This window comes from Pseudoalteromonas sp. PS1M3 (assembly GCF_016865405.1).
GTDB classification, from domain to species: domain Bacteria; phylum Pseudomonadota; class Gammaproteobacteria; order Enterobacterales; family Alteromonadaceae; genus Pseudoalteromonas; species Pseudoalteromonas marina.
This window is the reverse complement of the sequence record NZ_AP022624.1, coordinates 56,124-72,992: the sequence shown is the minus strand read 5'-3', so window position 1 is coordinate 72,992 and position 16,869 is coordinate 56,124. Positions and strand designations below refer to the sequence as shown.

The window sequence follows — 16,869 nt, the reverse complement described above, 5'->3', positions numbered from 1 at the left end:
AGCAGGCGAGTATTTAAAAATAACGCATTACTAAAGCTCTTCACGATTCAATCTGTATGATAATATCGATTAAAAATAGGCCACTATATAAACCTATAAGTGGTATGCATTAATAACAAATAATAAGAATTAAAAATGAAACGGACATTTCTTTACCCTCTTTATTGGCTACTAACATGTGTTTTATTTCTATGTAATGCACCAGCTTATGCTACGCAATATAAAATAGATGCACCTGGTAATTGGGTCACCCTACATGACGTAAAACAGCCCCAAAAAAGTGATATGGCAAAAGTGCGCGATGGCACACTATACCTATTACTCGACAACCAAACTTATGTTCCTGAACGTCAAAAGCAACAACGATACACACGCCTAGTAATGCAAGCACTTAATCAAAGTGGCGTTGACTATATAAGCCAGTTAAGCCTCGATTTTGACCCAAGCTATCAGACCCTAACATTACACACACTCTCCATAATTAGAGATGGTAAGCACATAGATAAGCTTTCAACTGCAAGGTTATCTGTTATCCAGAGCGAGCCTGAATTAGCTGATAAAATTTATAACGGAAGGCGTTCTTTAAATATCATTGTTGACGATATGCGAAGCGGAGATATGCTCGATTATAGCTACAGTGTTACCGGCAGTAATCCTATCTATGCCAATAAATTTAGTACTCGGCGCACACTAAGGTGGACAGTGCCCGTAGTGCAACAGTATATGCGTGTTTTATGGGGTAAAAAAACACCTCTTAATATAAAAACCATAAATGGCACTGCCGAAACAAAACAGACTGAAAACCAATACGGTACGGACTACTCTATATCAGAGTTCGAAGCCCCTTTACTCACGCAAGACTCTGAAACACCCACCTGGTACAACCCATACATGCAAGTTTATCTCTCTGAATATAATAGTTGGGACGAAGTTGTTAATTGGGCATTACCACTTTATGAGTCAGCAATCGAAACACCCAGTAGTATTAACGCCATAGCGCAATCTATACAGGCACAGCATACCAATACATCCGATAGGATTGCCGCAGCATTACGCTTTAGCCAAGACGAAATACGCTATTTAGGTTTAGAAATGGGCACCAATTCTCATCAGCCAACACCTGCCTCAGAAACGCTATCTCTACGTTATGGTGACTGTAAAGATAAAACAACTCTACTCATTTCATTATTAGAAGCGATGAAAATAGAGGCATACCCTGCTCTTGTAGATACAGAAGAAACGAAGCGCTTAATAGAACTACCGGCCACAGCAAGCGTTTTTAACCACGTAATTGTAACTCTTGAGTACAAAGGCAAACGCTATTGGCTGGATCCAACCATTAGTTATCAACGAGGTACACTTCCCTATTTAGCGCAGCCCGATTACGGATACGCACTTATTATAAAAAATGGCGAAAATACATTAACGCCTATGGCACAAACTCCTGTGCATAAAAAGGTAACAGTAAACGATCAATTTTATATTCCTAAAACAGTAAAAGAACCGGTCCTATTTACTACCGAATATTCTTATGCCGAGTTTCAGGCTATTAATCGCAGAAGTAATTTAGCGCGCAACGGGCTAGACAGCGTTGCAAAATCATACCTTGAATACTACCAAGGTTTTTTTGACGAGCTCAAAATCGATAAACCCATGGCGGTAAGTGAAGACCAACAAACAGGTCAGTTTATCACTAGCGAGTCGTACCTTATTAGCCAATTTTGGGAAAAAACCAGTGACGGATATGAAGCTGATTTTTACGCCTCTGAAATACAAAACAGTGTTTACGAGCCAAAGCAAACTAATCGCACAGACCCACTTTATTTTGAATACCCCAATATAATTGACACCAGCATAAAACTTCATTTTACTGAAAAAAACTGGGCGTTTGACAATAGCCAAGACGAGATTGATAACGACTACTTTTATTTAAAAACATCCGTTAGCTTTAATGATAATGTTTTAACGCTAAGCTATCATTTTTACGCAAAGAAAGACTATATTCCCGCTGATAAAATCAGCGACTACCTAGCGCAACGAAACAAACTTATTTCAGCCACGCACTACTCAATTTTAAAGTACGCAAACACAACCGAGGCGCCTCAAACAACGGCCGACATACTCGATAACCTTGGAGGTAACTGGCTTAAATACGCACTTGCCGGTTACCTTTTATTATTTATTTTCTTTATTGCAGACTGGCGACTCGAGTCGGCAAAGCGCCCTACTTTTGAAAATAACCCATTTTACGCTGTATCGGTTAGCAAGTTTATTATTTACAGCATTTTAAGCTTAGGTATTTATATTAACTATTGGTGCTACCGTAACTTTAAAGCTATAAAGCAGCACAGCAATGCCAATATAATGCCTATTGCCCGCGGTATTTTCGCCATTTTATGGTATTACCCCCTTTATCAAGTACTGAAGCAACACAGTGAATTGCAATCAAGTAAAAGTAAAATAATCCCAAGCTGGGGGGCTGCTGTTTTATTTTTATTAGTACTTGCAACCACATTGGTTTACCGCATGGAAGAATACGCCACTATCGCATTGCTGGTTATGCCTTTCCTATGGCTTCCATTAGTGAGTTACATAGAGCACGCAAACACCAACCAAAAAGCTTTGCATTACAACTCTTACTGGCGAGTCAGACAGTGCTTTATGTCTCTGGCGCTTTCGCCAATATTACTCTTCGGTGTACTTCAAGAAGCTAATATTTTACCTGGTAGCGCTATAATAAAAGGCGAAAAGTTATGGGCTTATCAAACTCACTTTTTAAAACGTAACCGCCTAACACCAGAAAATGAAGACGTTCTCTATTTTTATAGTGATGCCATGTTTGACTATCGAGACGATGGAAACGGAATAACTGATAATTATATTTTTAGCTACTATAAAAACGATGCTGGAAAGCTTGAGTCAGACCTTAGTCACTTTAATGACATTGATAAAATAGAAACCTCATACGGTAAAACTGAACTAGATAACACCACTATTAAAGTAATAAAAACAGATGGAAGTGATTTTTTACTTATTGTTAGCAGGTTTAATAAGCTCGATGAAGTGCTAGTTGATAAAATAAATTTACGCTTAAGTGAAAATAAAAAAGAGTAGTTATTTAACGCTAACATACCGATTTAAAAGAGAATAAAAAACGCACATCAAGATAATGATAATTATTTGCATTTGAGTGTTGACAGACACTTAGATCTAATTGATAATCACTATCAACAAGGCAGAACATACAGCTTTGTAACGGAATGAATAACTTGTTTCTCGACCCTGAAACAACGTGTGGCGCACGTTAACAGCTATGGTTACTTGTTATTAACCGCAACGCCCCTTGATGTTGATGATAAGTAACCGCCCTACTATTTTACTTGCTACATTGCTCATATCGGTGACGGTAGATATGAAACTAAAAAAGCCCTTACGGGCTTTTTTTATGTCTGAAGTTTAGTGAGCAACATACTCACATAAGCTCACAATTTAACGGCGGTTTTTTCGTGCGCGTGCACGGCGCTGTTTTTTCTCTTCTTCTTTAGCAGCTTTTTTAGCTTCTGCAGCGGCGCGTAATCCGGCAACCATTATTTCTTCTTCTTCACGCATGGCTGGTGTTTCCATGGTAATGCGACCAATAATGCCATCTCGAAGTTCGTTAATGAGTATTTCAGACATTTTATACGTGTCTATTTGATTACCACCACGAATACAACCACGCTTTTTACCCGCCATTTCCACAAATTCCCAATCGCTTTCTGGCAATTCGTTTAACTTATAGCGCGCTTTTAGTAGTTCAGGGTAAGCATGTAATAGGTATTCAGCGGTGTAACTAGCAACTTCTTCGTACTCAAGTGCAGTGTCGCGTATTGCACCCGTTGCACCTAAACGATAACCTGAATTTTCGTTCTCTACTTTTGGCCAAAGCATCCCTGGCGTATCGTATAGCATAATGCCGTCTTCAAGCTTAATGCGCTGCTGCGCCTTGGTAACCGCAGGTTCATTACCCGTTTTTGCCACTATACGACCAGCTAATACATTAATTAATGTAGATTTACCCACGTTTGGAATACCCATGATCATAGCTTTTATTTGCTTATCGGCACCCACTTTATGCGGCACTAACTTTTTACAAAGCTCATTAATACGGTGTACTTCAGCGGCTTTATCATGACCAAACGCAATGGCTTTAACACCACTTTCTTGCTCAAAGTAGTCTCTCCATACTTGAGTCATTTTAGGATCGGCTAAATCAGCCTTATTTAAAATTTTGATGACCGGTTTGCCTTCACGAAGGGTTGTCACCATTGGATTTTCGCTACTATAAGGAATGCGTGCGTCAAGCACTTCAATGATCACATCCATTTGTGGCATTATTTCTTTAATTTCATTTCGGGCTTTATTCATGTGCCCAGGGAACCACTGGATAGCCATTTTTAACTCCTAACGTATATTTAAGCGCTATTTTAACTGGCAATTCATTTAATTGCGCTATACTGGCGAAAATATTTTTAGATTAGTTGTTATGGCTCTTAAATCAACCATTATGAAGGCACAATTATCGCTTAGCGATATGGATCGCCATGTTTATCAAGACACAAATTTAACTCTGGCTCAGCATCCATCGGAAACTGACCAGCGGTTAATGATTCGCCTGCTTGCGTTTGCACTTAACTATTGTGATGGTTTAGAGTTTACCAAAGGGTTAAGTGCTGATGACGAGCCAGAGCTTTGGCACGTTAATTACAGTGAAGAAGTAGAGCTTTGGATTGAGCTAGGCTTACCTGACGAAAAGCGCCTTAAAAAAGCCTGCAATAAATCTAAAAAAGTTATCCTTTATACCTACGGTGAAAACAACCAGGCTATATGGTGGCAAAAACACCAACCAAAATTGTACGAATTTAAAAATTTAAGTATTTTTAGTTTAGACTATGCAGCAACACAGGCACTTGCAGACCTAGTTGATCGCAACATACAGCTTACAGTTACCATTCAAGATGGTGAGGTATGGGTTAACACTGATAATACAAATATTGAGATAAAACCACAGCAATTAATGTAATTGCAGTTGCTTTAGGGGTTATATGAAAGTTAAACACGTTATTGTTTTACATGGCTTGTATATGTCTGGCTTTGTTATGCGCCCCCTTTGCTCTAGGTTAGAGAGCTCAGGCGTTAACGTGTTAAACCTTACATACAATACTCTTGACCCAAATCGTGATGCTATTTTTAAACAAATAGATGAGTTTATTGGTAATGAGCCCACTGCTTTAGTATGCCACTCTATGGGTGGGTTAGTGGCTAGAGCTTACTTAGAAGCTAACTCAAGCGCCAGCCAATTCGTTACAAAAGTAGTAACGCTTGGTACTCCCCATCAAGGCAGTCACATTGCACAAAAAATGAAACAAAAAGGGTTTGAAGCTTTTTTAAAAAATAGCGTTGAGTTTTTACTCACACAAAATGGTAACTGGCCATTTAAAGCAAAGCTTTATAGTATTGCTGGCGACCTACCAATCGGCTTAATGCCTCTTATTGTAAAGGGTAGCAAGTCAGACGGCACGGTTCTTCTTGATGAAACTAAACTAAAAGGTATGGCAGAACACAAAGTGTTTCACTTAAGCCATACCAGTATGATTTACTCACGTGAAGTGGTCGATTATATTTTAAAGTGTTTAGGCGAAGGCAGTTAATCTTCTGCTGCCTCAGCTATTTTATAACTTAGTAAAACAATAACCCCAAGCACCAATGGAATTGGCGCAGCTATATAACCAAACACGTCTGAGTTAGCGATACTTGCACCCGCTAAATGAGCTACCAAACCGAGCACAAATGCCACCAGCGCAATACATACCACAATTAACTCTGCTTTATTTTGTTTGCCTGTTTTTGCGTACATGTTCACTCTCCTAATTAATTCAGCACCATTATTATGCGCTTTCAAAAAGAGTGATTTTTGACCTAAATCAAAAAATAAATTAACAAATTTAATAACACCTTCTAAGCTTGTTTTAGATCGTATTTTAGCCAATAAACCACCTTAAAAAACTGAGGTGAATTTTAATAATTAGACCCCATGTCTGTATAGAGCAAACAAAACTTATGTACCAGTCATTTAATAGGTTTTAACTATTAACTCCATAGATATAAACAGTTTTACTAATCTAACTAAAAAAGTAATACTTTACTCAAGTTAACAAACAAACGGTTCTTAAGGAGCAAGTTATGTCACATGTAAATGCAATTGGTTTAAACAGCGCAAAAAGCGACGACATTGTAAAATCACTTAATACTTTACTGAGCAGCTACCAAATACAGTATATGAATGCTCGTGGTTTTCACTGGAACATCAAAGGCCGTAACTTTTTTGAATTACACGTTAAGTTTGAAGAAATTTATAACCTGTTACTTTTGAAAGTAGACGAGATTGCAGAGCGTATTTTAACGCTCGATGGCGCGCCGTTACATGCATTTTCAGATTACCTTGAAGTAAGTGAAATAAAAGAAGCAAAAGGCATAAGTGATGGTGTTACTGCCGTAGAAAATATATTAGCGGGCTACAGTACATTAATTAAAAAGCAACGTGAGATTTTAAACCAAGCAGGTGATGCAGGCGATGAAGGTACAGCATCATTAATGGGAGACTACATCTCTGAACAAGAAAAACTAGTTTGGATGCTAAAAGCTTACTTGGATTAAGCTAAACGTTATTCTGATTTTGAAAGCCTCAGCTACCACTGAGGCTTTTTTGTTTATTTAACAAAATGTATCATTCAACCAGCGCAATAAAAAATGCCATTTCAAGTGCTTTTTCTTCCAAGCTTTTAAAGCGTCCAGATGCGCCGCCATGACCTGCGTCCATATCGGTTTTAAATACCAATATATTATTATCTGTTTTGTATTCTCGCATTTTAGCAACCCACTTCATGGGCTCCCAGTACTGCACTTGCGAATCATGTAGGCCGGTAGTGACTAATATATTAGGATAATTTTGTGCGCTTATATTGTCATAAGGCGAATACGCATCTATTACATTATAAAACTGTGGATCGTTTGGGTTTCCCCATTCATCGTACTCATTGGTGGTCAGTGGAATACTCTCGTCCAACATAGTGGTGAGTACATCTAAAAATGGCACATGACACCCTACACCACAATATAACTGTGGAGCTTGATTCAGCACCGCCCCCATAAGCAAGCCACCCGCACTACCACCGGATGCAAATACTTTGCTGCTATCACAGTATTTTTGTTCAATCAGCGCTTTTGTTACGTCGATAAAATCACTAAAACTATTTTGTTTATGTGTTTTTTTACCTTGCTCATACCAATTGCGGCCTAGCATTTCGGAACCACGCACATGTGCAATGACATAAACAAAACCACGGTCAAGTAAGCTGAGCGACGTGCTAGAGAAGCTCGGATCAATGGTGTAACCATAAGCCCCATACCCATATTGAAATAATGGGTTGGTGCCATCTTTTTTAAAACTATCTTTTCGGTATACAACAGAAGCAGGTATTTTGACGCCATCACGCGAAGTAATCATCAGCCGCTCAGACTTATAATCTGTGGCTTTAAAGTCACCTAATACCTTTTGCTGTTTAAGCAATGTTTTTTCACCCGTTATAAGGTCAACATCGTACAAAGAACCTGGAGTGGTTAAGCTTGAGTAATAAATGCGCGCCGTTTTAACATTGGGCTCTGGGTTCATTGCAACAGCAGCGTAATAGCAAGGATCGTCGAACTCAAGCGCCATACGCTTGCCTTCTTTATTTACTACAACAAAACGTGCTTGTCCTTGCTCTCGTTCGCTGAGGACTAAAAAATCATTAAAAAGCTCAACGCCTTCAAGTAATACATGTTCCCTGTGGGCTGTATGCTCTTGCCACTGAGTTTTATCTGCAATGGTCTGCTCGGTTGCAGTCATCAATCTAAAGTTTTTAGCTTGCCAGTTCGTGACAATATAAAATGTGTCACCTAACTTATCGACATCAAACTCATGGCCCTCTTCTCTTTGCATGAGTGCGCTAAATTGACCTTGCGGATTATTGGCATCAAGCACCCATGTGTCGTTGGACTCAGTAGATGCCAAATCAATTATAATTAGCGCTTCATCTCGGCTTTTACCCAGTCCCATAAAAAAGCTGCTGTCGTGTTCTTCATACACCAACACATCTTGGCTTTGCGCACTTCCCAGCTCATGCCTAAATACTTGGTACCCTAATAAAGTTTGCAGATCTTTTTTAACATAAAAAACGGTTTTATTGTCGTTTGCCCAAACAACTTGCCCTTCTGTATTTTCAAGCTCATCAGTGAGCATTTCACCTGTTGATATATTTTTAAAACGAACGTTATAAATACGGCGACCCTCAGTATCTTGTGAATATGCCATAAGCTGCTCATTAGGGCTTAATGCAACTTCCCCAAGGTCAAAAAATTCAAAATCTTGTGCAAGTTCGTTTACATCTAGCAAAAGGGCTTTATTTTCAGCTTTAATACTTGTGCTACGATAATGACGCGCATATTCATCGTCACCGCGCACTTCAGAGTGATACCAGTATTTTCCATCTTTGACGGGCACGGAATTGTCGTCTTTTACAATACGCGCTTTTAACTCTTCGAATAAGGTATTTTGCAAGGGTTTAATACATGCTAATTGCTCATCGCAATAGTTATTTTCGGCTTGTAAATGTGCGAGTACTTTTTCATTTTTGCGCTCATCATCACGCATCCAATAGTAATGGTCGGTTCTTTTTTTATTATGTGTAGTTAATGTATGGGGCTGTTTTTCAGCAACAGGGAAATGAGGCAGCAAGCTTAAAGAGTAGTCTGGACTAGGCACAAATAAACCAAATTAAAGAAGTAATAATGCTCGCAGTTTATCATAAAAATAAAAAAGCCCACTCAATAGTTGAGTGGGCTTAAAGGCAACCGATTTATTCCTAAACCTGTAATACCTATGGGAAGAAACATGTAATTAACTAATTTATAATTGCAGCCAAGCCATAGCCCAACTTTTACCTATCCCTGGTTCAAATATTGAATGTGTATCCTTTGCTTTTCGACAAAACTCGTTAAAAGGCCAAGGCCTACATTGATATATGCAACCATCTTTAGGCTGTAACACCTTAGTACCTGCGTTATAGCGTTCACTATGCTCAGGGTAAACATACTCATACAAACGTTGAGTACTCATGTCACGATCGTCGCATTTTGCAATACAATGAAAATCAATATGCGCTTTGCATATACCGCTACTTTGCAATGCAAAGATTTTATTATTCCGATAAGCGACTACTAAACCGTGTTCAGTCATTTTTCCTGCACTAACCAAAGGAATGTGAACATTAATGTATTCTGCTATCAAACGCGGCCAAGCGTGGGGCTCCCCTTGTTCAAATGAAGTAATTTTAAAATCAAACGATAAGCTAATTAGCTCTCCTTGCATGTCATAAAAAGTTACTTTCACCACATCACCAATAAATAATTGAGTGTGATGATTTAAGCAACCAATTGTTGACCATTCCCCGCAGGCCAACGACGTATGCATAAACACGGCTACACCTTAAGAGTGACATAGTTTATTCACTATGAATAAACAACAAGCACCAATAACAAGTAATACTGCAAACCACTAACTTGCCAAGGAAGGATTAATTATAAATACCCACACCCTAACAATCAAACAAAAGAATGTAACCGAGATTTACAACCAGTAATTAAGGACCACTTTAAAGCGAATTTATCCAAATAAGTACTGTAAAGGCTCTTGCCCCCAAGTAAATGCGAGTACAATTAGTAAGCCTGCAAATATAGCCCACGCGAGCCAAGGCGACTTAGTTACGGAGCTTTGTACACTGTTTGATTTTGATGCTTTTTCTCCAGTAATCATTGCTTTTACTAAAGGCTTACCTTTAATCTTGTACACAACAATTGCCGCTATATGCAAGCCTATTGCATACAGCAATATGTCAAAATTAAGGTGATGCAGCCAATTAGCAAAATCGACCGTATCACTCGATACATATTCAACAAGCGGGCCGTCAGTTAAAATACCGTCGCTACTCATCAACCCGGTAATTAATTGCGTTGATATAAGCGTAAAAAAAGCAAGAACCATATAGCTGCCAGGAGCAGAGTGTCCAATGGTGTCAATCGGGTTTTTAAGCCCCTGTAACACAGCCTTAGGTGAGTGAAACAAGCCACTTAATTTTGCTGTTCTGCTGCCAACAATCCCCCATACTATTCGCGTAACAATGAGCGCTAAAGTAAAGAACCCAGCAACAAAATGCAGCTCAATCATGCCTTCTTCTACACTAAAATATAAAACAGCAATACTAATGACTAACAGCCAATGAAAACACCGTATAAACCCATCCCATACTTTTATCGTCGTCATTGTGTTTACCCTCTAAAAAACAGTATTATTAAAATGCTAATCAACCTCATAATAAGGTGTCATTATCTGCCATTCTACAAGCCAGCAAGGTAAATGCTATGCAACCAGTTAAAAAAGCGATAATAAAAGGCTTTTTTGATATGCTTCCGCTTTGCTTAGCCGTTATTCCATGGGGAATACTCTGCGGCTCTTTAGCTATTCAAAATGGATTTACAGCTCTTGAAACACAAGCCATGTCGTTACTGGTTTTTGCAGGTTCAGCTCAACTTGTCGCTATTGAACTTATGGCGGGTAACACCCCCTTACTTACCATATTATTCACCACGTTTATAATTAGCTCTCGGCATTTTTTATATGGACTTGCTGTTAGACACAAAGTCATAGATCAACCAATGCGATGGCGCCTACCTGTTAGCTTTGTATTAACCGATGAATTATTTGCGTTTTCTCATCACCGTAAAGCTTATCGTACAAAAGTGCGTTTAGTTTATGCGCTTAGTGCAGGCTTTAGTTTTTACATCGCATGGAATATATGGACATTAATAGGCATTGTTGCAGGATCTATGCTTCCTGATTTAACTAACTTAGGGCTCGACTTTGCAATTGCAGCTACTTTTATCGCCTTAGTTATTCCAGGTATTAAAAATACCGCCTCTTTAGTGACTGTTATTGTGGCAGGTATTACTGCTACGTGGTTAAAAAGCACAGGGTTTGAATTATGGCTAGTGTGCTCCGCATTATTAGCAATGAGTGCAGGCTATACAACGGCAAGGCTAACAGCGAAAAAGGACACTAAAACATGATGACCACTATTTTACTCATGGCCTGCATTACGTTTTTTACGCGTTATTTATTTTTACACCGTGCATTGCCTTTTAAAGTAGGCCCTAAAATGCAGCAATTTTTAAGCTTTAGTGCACCGGCCGTGCTTACCGCTATTTGGGTTCCTATTGTATTTTTGGGTGACGAAGGCATAAACCTACATTGGCAAAACCCTTACTTAAGTGCTGCTATTGTAGCCATTATTGTAGCTTATAAAACACATAACATTTATTACACAACACTTGCCGGTATGGGTTTGTTTCTAATTTTAAATTAGGGCTTATTACCCTCTAAAGTTAAGTTTTAGCAGTCTGAGGATTGTTTATTATTTTTCACCTACAAGGATGTGGAATTAGGTATAAGCAATACGCAAAATTTAGCTCAAACTATACCAAGGCCGTTAGGTCACATATCTCGCGTCACGAGTATACTTTATACTTTATGTGCAACCTTTACCGCGTTAAAGTATACCTAACAACAATAATAAGAAGCCACCATGCAAAAGTTTCATCAATTAAGCGCAACAAGTCTACAAGGCCAACCTATTAACTTTGATGACTTTGAGGGAAAAGTTGTACTCATTGTTAATACTGCAAGTAAATGCGGATTTACCTACCAGTACGCATCTTTACAAGCGCTTCATGAAAAGTACGCCAGTCAAGGACTTGTGATTATAGGCTTTCCGTGCAATCAATTTGGCCAACAAGAACCTGGAGATGCGTCGCAAATAGAGCAAGGGTGCTTAATAAATTACGGAGTCAGTTTTTTAATAACAGACAAAGTTGATGTGAATGGAAAAAATGCACACCCTGTATTTCGCTTTTTAAAATCAGCTTTACCGGGGTTTTTAACTCGAAAAATAAAATGGAATTTCACTAAGTTTTTAATTGCAGCCGATGGCACACCAATTAAGCGCTATGCCCCTTTTACTAAGCCAGAAAAGATAGAGCTCACTATACAAAAAGCATTAAGTAAGGCTAAAAGCACACAGTAAAAAGTAATAAAGAGGCTATTAGCCTCTTTATTGCCAATGTAACAACGGCTTAAGCGTACTTGTCTGTGCACTTAGCTGCCGTTATTAATTGGTATTGTATTTATACTAGTGCAATTTAATCAATGTAATCGCTTAAGTCATCTTCGCCTAGATTTTTGCGCAAGCGTTTTTGCTCAAGGTAGTCTTCCAACTTTTTCTTAACCTTTTGCTTGTTTTTATCGTGTTGATTTCGACCGACCATTTCGTATTCGTCTTCAACAAAATCATCATCTAGCGCATCGTAACTAAATGTCTTACCCACAACCCACTCCATAAAGTGTTTGAGACCAATTACGCTTTAATTAATGTAATTGGTAAATTAAAAAATTTAACACCAATATGCTGTGCAAATTAGCATCAAAGTAAAGCCACAAAGCCATAGTAAATAGCCTTCATGTCATTAATGTGAATAAATAGCGCTAAATTGCAATTGTGGAAAGTGAGAGTTTTTTATCGTATCGATAAATTTTTTTTATAAATTTATATTCATTGGTTAATTTCACTAAAATATAGTCTAATAATAAAAATTAAACAGACCTTTAAACCTAGTATGAAATGCAAGCCATTGCTTTTGTTGATAAAAAAATAGTGGCACCAAACTTGTTATTAGTTATTTGTTATCAACAAAAAATAGAGTCATCACATGAAAAATTTACTATTAGTTAGCGCATTAATCTGTACACCTGTTGCTATGGCACACAACGATAATGATTCAACAATTTCATTTAGCAACGATCAATGCGACGTAGAGTTTAAAAATGATGTTCGCATCAAGCCAAACGAACTAGAAATTTTTACAGCAAAAAACCAAGCTATGCAATTCAACAGCAATGGCGATTTAATGGTAAACGGTGAGTTTGTAGCGCTTAATAACTCACAACGCCAAGCTCTTACTCAATACTCTGATAGCTTACGTATACAGCTACCCGAAGTCGCTAATATAGCATTAGACGGCGTAAAAATCGCCGGTGTTGCTTTGGAAGAAGTTGGTAATGCTTTTAACATTAATGGCTTAGACGATATGTCATCGTTAATGGACGATATACGCGTAGAAGTAGAAAACACGTTTTATCAAGAAGGCACCTTTGTTATGGGCCAGCAAAGTTTTAACCAATTTGGTGAAAACTTTGAGCATCAGTTTGAAAAACAAATAGAAACAGCCGTTGAATCAGCAGTCATGCAATCTATGGGTAGTATACTGGTTGCGCTTGGATCGGAGTTATTAGGTTCTGGCGGCGATATGGATGCATTCGAAGAACGCATGGAAAATATGGGCGCACAAATTGAAGAGAAAGTAGAGTTACACGCGAACAACTTAGAGCAACGAGCTAATTCGTTATGCGGTAATTTTGCTGAAATTGCAAAACAAGAAGAGCAGCTAGTAACGTTAGTTCCTGAGCTAGAAGGTTATCAATTATTTACCTTTAAACACGTTAAATAACCCGCAATTAACTCACTATATTTAACATCCCTTCAGCAGCATTTTATTTTATTGAATGCTGCTTTTTTGTATCTGTTCTGTCTCTTTTTTCTCGTTTATGTTGTTCGGCTCAGAATAAGGGCCATTGGTCTAGTTAGTACTTGCCTAAGTAAACAACTCTATGGCTTTATACAAACATAGACTGCGTTCGTTATTTATCGTTATAAACAATAAAGATAAAAGCAGCGTTTTATGGACATAAATTTAACTCATATGCCCCCCTGTTTTTGATAACACTAAAGATTTAATCATCCAATTTTTAGTGGCTAAGCAAGACTAAAATATTCAGCAAGCAATTTGCTTCAAAATTTATGCCCTTAGCAAAAAGCTGAGAGGCTCCATCCCCAGTTAGACACGTTTAAACGTAACTAACACTAAAGCGCCTGCCTCATAGCAGGCGCTTTTTATTTATTAGAGAAGCACACTATTAAAAAATCGTATTTTTAAGTCAATTACTATTTTAAATATCAAATTATTGACGATTTTTATTGCGCTAAACATAACTACTAGCTGCAATAAAAAACACTACAAACACAATGATTAAAACCTAAATAAAATAATCTGAATAATTACCCATTTAAAACAATCGAATATGCATAAATAAAAAACAAAAATAGTAAAAATACATTTAAAACAACAAACTAAAAAACAACCAAGTGAAATAAAAATTAAAAAACAGAAAAAACACAATTAAACATTTGATTAACAATCACCACTTCAGATAAAAATAACTAATACCTCACAGGTAATTTTTATCGTTTTATTTTTGTACACTTTGCATGCAAAATGCGCATGTTTTCAACAGACCTAAACCGGAGCCAAGTGATGAACCCTATAAATACATTAAACCAAACAGCAAACACACAAATTGCAGTTAAACCAACCAACCGAAAAGCAAAAATGCTAGCTAGACTTAATACGCTTGGAAAAAAATTAGCACTTGGCGGCGCAGCGCAATATAAATAATCACCCAACCATGGTTATTTATTCGGTGCAGCAAACACCCAACCACTAAAAAGTCTCTTTTTTAGCTCCCACAGTTTGCTGCAACCTCTTTATTTTATTAATAATTGCCTTATTTTCCCCTAATTTGTAAAAAAACACGTATTTACGTTTATTTTTTAGGCAAACAGACATTTTGCTATTTACACACCCCCATCACCTAAGTATTATTCTGCGTCACGGAGAGATGGCAGAGTGGTCGAATGCACCGGTCTTGAAAACCGGCATAGGTTTGTAGCCTATCTAGGGTTCAAATCCCTATCTCTCCACCATATTTTAGTTGGTGGTTTTTTATATCATCAATACAACCGGTTATGCGTTGGAGAGGTGTCCGAGTGGCCGAAGGAGCTCCCCTGCTAAGGGAGTATAGAGTTTGTAGCTCTATCGAGGGTTCGAATCCCTCCCTCTCCACCATATACTATATAAACCACTTAACTGTGGTTTTTTTGTGCCTAAATTTTATAAAAATTAAACAAATTGTAACCCGCTATGACTTAGTGCATTATTACTAAAACGATAGCCACTTTAGGTTTGCTATGAACAGGTTCATATTGTTAATTACATGCACAGCGCTACCTTTTTTTTCTTTTTCACAAAATACAACGGTATACAAGTGTGTAATTAAAGGTGTTCCTACCTTTAGCCAAACACCTTGCTCAAAAGATGCCGAACAGATCACACTAAAAGAAATCAATATAATTGAAGCCTATAAAAGCCCCACTCAAGCAAATAATGTTACCGATAGTTCAGTAGACAATTTTTTAGAAGTTCAGCAAATAGAACGTGAAATAAGCAAGCTACTATTAACACTTAAACAAACAGAAAAAACCTACCAAGAGCAAGTAAAGCAAGCCAGCTATGTTACACAAGATCAGGCTAACCGGTTAGGCGCCTCTTCTATTGCTGACGCCATTGCTAAAAAAACAGCGCCAATTACCAGCGCATATGAATCAAAGGTTACGCGTACACAACAACAAATAGATGCTTTACGTCAACGAAAGCAGTTGCTTAGTCAAATTCCTTAAGCGCTTGCTTTATGGTATTGATAAGTGCGTTTACATCTTCTTCCGTTGTGTAAATATGCGGTGAGACTCGTATTCCGTATTTGCGCTCGTCAACACTCATGTTTGCTTTACCCAGCGCTGCTAATATTTGCTGCTGTTTATTCTTAAAAAACAAAATAACGGTACCACTACATTGATTGCTTTGTATTGGTGATACAACAAATTCACTTAAATGCTGATGAATATTCGAAATCATCGCGAGATTATGCTCTCTTACCTTTCTAACTGTCAGATCTGCAAAGTAATTTATACTATTCACAGCAATCACGTACGGGGCTATAGAAGGGGTGCCTCCCCAAAATCTCAGCGCGCTGTGATGATAACTAAAATGGTTAATATTAAACTCAAAGGGGTCTTCATGAGAAAACCACCCTACATCTTTTGGCTTACACTGCTCCAGCTGGTTTTGATTAACCCATAAGTAGGCTGCACCTGGCCCGCCGCACAACCATTTAACACTTGAGCCAATCATGAAATCGGCATCAAGCGTTGTTAAATCAATAGGCAACACTCCAGCAGATTGCGCCACATCAATTATTGAAAGGCTATTAGTCATCTTACTGCGTAGTACAATATCGCTTATCGGTGCTTGAACCCCCGTATTTGAATAAACATGGCTTACAAACACCATATCTATATCGGATGTTAAATAACGCTCCCATACAGCTATATCGCTTAGGTCTTCTTCTTCAGGAATAAACGTTATTTCTGCACAACGCGGTAACGCCTTTTGCATTACAAACCCCATACTTGGAAAGTCGCTTTGTGCCATAAGCACTTTGCAGCGTGCTTGTTGTAATTGAGGGTGCGACATAACTAACTTAGTTAAACCGCTTGATAAGTTAACTTGCGGGCAAAATTGTGAACTTGGCGAATTAAATAACTTACCTAGTGCAGAAGTAAACGCATCTATTTGAGGTAACCATTGTTGCCATGGCTCTTTATTTGAATCTTGCCATGGTGATAGATAGTGCTCTGTAAAGTACTGTTGAGAACTTTTTAGTGGCCTGCCGACGGAGTGGCTTAAAAAGTAGCAACCTTCAGATATACAAAAATCATTTTTAAGCAT

At 38.0% G+C, this 16,869-nt stretch carries 17 protein-coding genes and 2 tRNA genes; 12 read left to right on the top strand and 7 right to left on the bottom strand.

Annotation, left to right across the window (positions count from 1 at the left end; genetic code table 11):
• Nucleotides 1-135: 135 nt before the first annotated feature.
• Complete coding sequence (locus PS1M3_RS00375; protein ID WP_203985676.1) at nt 136-3,114, top strand: DUF3857 domain-containing transglutaminase family protein; 2,979 nt, start codon at nt 136-138, stop codon at nt 3,112-3,114.
• Between the two features lie 375 nt (nt 3,115-3,489).
• On the opposite strand, the gene ylqF is transcribed toward PS1M3_RS00375, so the two are convergent.
• The gene (ylqF, locus tag PS1M3_RS00370) at nt 3,490-4,434 is read right to left on the bottom strand and encodes a ribosome biogenesis GTPase YlqF (RefSeq protein WP_006793849.1); all 945 of its coding nucleotides are present in this window, start codon (nt 4,432-4,434) and stop codon (nt 3,490-3,492) included.
• 91 nt (nt 4,435-4,525) lie between these two features.
• Here ylqF and PS1M3_RS00365 point away from each other — a divergent pair, with 91 nt between their 5' ends.
• Both PS1M3_RS00365 and PS1M3_RS00360 read left to right on the top strand, forming a co-directional pair.
• A complete protein-coding gene (locus PS1M3_RS00365; protein WP_203985673.1) occupies nt 4,526-5,062 on the top strand; it encodes a YaeQ family protein in 537 nt (178 codons plus the stop codon).
• 22 nt (nt 5,063-5,084) lie between these two features.
• Nucleotides 5,085-5,690, top strand: a complete 606-nt coding sequence (locus PS1M3_RS00360) for an alpha/beta hydrolase (RefSeq protein WP_203985670.1) — start codon at nt 5,085-5,087, stop codon at nt 5,688-5,690.
• Here PS1M3_RS00360 and PS1M3_RS00355 read toward each other — a convergent pair.
• Nucleotides 5,687-5,896 carry a hypothetical protein gene (locus tag PS1M3_RS00355; protein ID WP_058552761.1) on the bottom strand — a complete coding sequence of 70 codons (210 nt, stop codon included), beginning with the start codon at nt 5,894-5,896 and terminating at the stop codon, nt 5,687-5,689. The genes PS1M3_RS00360 and PS1M3_RS00355 overlap by 4 nt on opposite strands.
• Before the next feature lie 326 nt (nt 5,897-6,222).
• On the opposite strand from PS1M3_RS00355, the gene PS1M3_RS00350 reads away from it, so the two are divergent.
• Entirely contained in the window at nt 6,223-6,696 is a 474-nt protein-coding gene (locus tag PS1M3_RS00350; protein ID WP_006793845.1) for a Dps family protein, read from the top strand.
• 70 nt (nt 6,697-6,766) lie between these two features.
• On the opposite strand, the gene PS1M3_RS00345 is transcribed toward PS1M3_RS00350, so the two are convergent.
• From PS1M3_RS00345 to PS1M3_RS00335, 3 genes are all read right to left on the bottom strand, one after another.
• On the bottom strand, nt 6,767-8,842 hold the full coding sequence (locus PS1M3_RS00345) for a S9 family peptidase (RefSeq protein WP_203985666.1): 2,076 nt from the start codon (nt 8,840-8,842) through the stop codon (nt 6,767-6,769).
• A 144-nt stretch (nt 8,843-8,986) separates the two neighbouring features.
• Nucleotides 8,987-9,550, bottom strand: coding sequence for a hypothetical protein (locus PS1M3_RS00340; RefSeq protein WP_010558090.1), 564 nt, complete (start codon nt 9,548-9,550; stop codon nt 8,987-8,989).
• 192 nt (nt 9,551-9,742) lie between these two features.
• Nucleotides 9,743-10,399 carry a cytochrome b/b6 domain-containing protein gene (locus PS1M3_RS00335; RefSeq protein WP_203985661.1) on the bottom strand — a complete coding sequence of 219 codons (657 nt, stop codon included), beginning with the start codon at nt 10,397-10,399 and terminating at the stop codon, nt 9,743-9,745.
• Between the two features lie 98 nt (nt 10,400-10,497).
• On the opposite strand from PS1M3_RS00335, the gene PS1M3_RS00330 reads away from it, so the two are divergent.
• The 3 genes from PS1M3_RS00330 to PS1M3_RS00320 all read left to right on the top strand — a co-directional run bounded on the left by PS1M3_RS00330 (nt 10,498) and on the right by PS1M3_RS00320 (nt 12,215).
• Nucleotides 10,498-11,202, top strand: coding sequence for an AzlC family ABC transporter permease (locus tag PS1M3_RS00330; RefSeq protein ID WP_203985658.1), 705 nt, complete (start codon nt 10,498-10,500; stop codon nt 11,200-11,202).
• A complete protein-coding gene (locus PS1M3_RS00325) occupies nt 11,199-11,498 on the top strand; it encodes an AzlD domain-containing protein (RefSeq protein WP_006793840.1) in 300 nt (99 codons plus the stop codon). The genes PS1M3_RS00330 and PS1M3_RS00325 overlap by 4 nt, the downstream gene beginning before the upstream one ends.
• A gap of 219 nt (nt 11,499-11,717) precedes the next feature.
• Entirely contained in the window at nt 11,718-12,215 is a 498-nt protein-coding gene (locus tag PS1M3_RS00320; protein ID WP_010558094.1) for a glutathione peroxidase, read from the top strand.
• Nucleotides 12,216-12,330: 115 nt separating this feature from the next.
• Here PS1M3_RS00320 and PS1M3_RS00315 read toward each other — a convergent pair whose 3' ends face one another.
• Nucleotides 12,331-12,516, bottom strand: coding sequence for a PA3496 family putative envelope integrity protein (locus PS1M3_RS00315; RefSeq protein ID WP_010558095.1), 186 nt, complete (start codon nt 12,514-12,516; stop codon nt 12,331-12,333).
• A 381-nt stretch (nt 12,517-12,897) separates the two neighbouring features.
• Between PS1M3_RS00315 and PS1M3_RS00310 the strand changes: the two genes are divergently transcribed.
• The 5 genes from PS1M3_RS00310 (at nt 12,898) to PS1M3_RS00290 (ending at nt 15,761) form a co-directional block, all read left to right on the top strand.
• The gene (locus PS1M3_RS00310) at nt 12,898-13,695 is read left to right on the top strand and encodes a YggN family protein (protein ID WP_203985655.1); all 798 of its coding nucleotides are present in this window, start codon (nt 12,898-12,900) and stop codon (nt 13,693-13,695) included.
• A gap of 864 nt (nt 13,696-14,559) precedes the next feature.
• Nucleotides 14,560-14,700 carry a hypothetical protein gene (locus PS1M3_RS00305; protein ID WP_008128321.1) on the top strand — a complete coding sequence of 47 codons (141 nt, stop codon included), beginning with the start codon at nt 14,560-14,562 and terminating at the stop codon, nt 14,698-14,700.
• Nucleotides 14,701-14,917: 217 nt separating this feature from the next.
• Nucleotides 14,918-15,008 (top strand) — tRNA-Ser (locus tag PS1M3_RS00300).
• 49 nt (nt 15,009-15,057) lie between these two features.
• Nucleotides 15,058-15,150 (top strand) — tRNA-Ser (locus PS1M3_RS00295).
• A gap of 122 nt (nt 15,151-15,272) precedes the next feature.
• Nucleotides 15,273-15,761, top strand: coding sequence for an RNA-binding protein (locus PS1M3_RS00290; RefSeq protein ID WP_203985651.1), 489 nt, complete (start codon nt 15,273-15,275; stop codon nt 15,759-15,761).
• Here PS1M3_RS00290 and PS1M3_RS00285 read toward each other — a convergent pair.
• Nucleotides 15,745-16,869 (bottom strand): aminotransferase class V-fold PLP-dependent enzyme, encoded by a 1,125-nt coding sequence (locus tag PS1M3_RS00285; RefSeq protein ID WP_203985649.1) that lies wholly within the window; start codon nt 16,867-16,869, stop codon nt 15,745-15,747. The genes PS1M3_RS00290 and PS1M3_RS00285 overlap by 17 nt on opposite strands.

Coding starts and splice junctions, on each gene's coding strand:
- PS1M3_RS00375 (WP_203985676.1), top strand. CDS start 136: ATGAAACGGACATTTCTTTACCCTCTTTATTGGCTACTAACATGTGTT.
- ylqF (WP_006793849.1), bottom strand. CDS start 4,434: ATGGCTATCCAGTGGTTCCCTGGGCACATGAATAAAGCCCGAAATGAA.
- PS1M3_RS00365 (WP_203985673.1), top strand. CDS start 4,526: ATGGCTCTTAAATCAACCATTATGAAGGCACAATTATCGCTTAGCGAT.
- PS1M3_RS00360 (WP_203985670.1), top strand. CDS start 5,085: ATGAAAGTTAAACACGTTATTGTTTTACATGGCTTGTATATGTCTGGC.
- PS1M3_RS00355 (WP_058552761.1), bottom strand. CDS start 5,896: ATGTACGCAAAAACAGGCAAACAAAATAAAGCAGAGTTAATTGTGGTA.
- PS1M3_RS00350 (WP_006793845.1), top strand. CDS start 6,223: ATGTCACATGTAAATGCAATTGGTTTAAACAGCGCAAAAAGCGACGAC.
- PS1M3_RS00340 (WP_010558090.1), bottom strand. CDS start 9,550: ATGCATACGTCGTTGGCCTGCGGGGAATGGTCAACAATTGGTTGCTTA.
- PS1M3_RS00335 (WP_203985661.1), bottom strand. CDS start 10,399: ATGACGACGATAAAAGTATGGGATGGGTTTATACGGTGTTTTCATTGG.
- PS1M3_RS00330 (WP_203985658.1), top strand. CDS start 10,498: ATGCAACCAGTTAAAAAAGCGATAATAAAAGGCTTTTTTGATATGCTT.
- PS1M3_RS00325 (WP_006793840.1), top strand. CDS start 11,199: ATGATGACCACTATTTTACTCATGGCCTGCATTACGTTTTTTACGCGT.
- PS1M3_RS00320 (WP_010558094.1), top strand. CDS start 11,718: ATGCAAAAGTTTCATCAATTAAGCGCAACAAGTCTACAAGGCCAACCT.
- PS1M3_RS00310 (WP_203985655.1), top strand. CDS start 12,898: ATGAAAAATTTACTATTAGTTAGCGCATTAATCTGTACACCTGTTGCT.
- PS1M3_RS00305 (WP_008128321.1), top strand. CDS start 14,560: ATGAACCCTATAAATACATTAAACCAAACAGCAAACACACAAATTGCA.
- PS1M3_RS00290 (WP_203985651.1), top strand. CDS start 15,273: ATGAACAGGTTCATATTGTTAATTACATGCACAGCGCTACCTTTTTTT.
- PS1M3_RS00285 (WP_203985649.1), bottom strand. CDS start 16,869: ATGCTTAAAAATGATTTTTGTATATCTGAAGGTTGCTACTTTTTAAGC.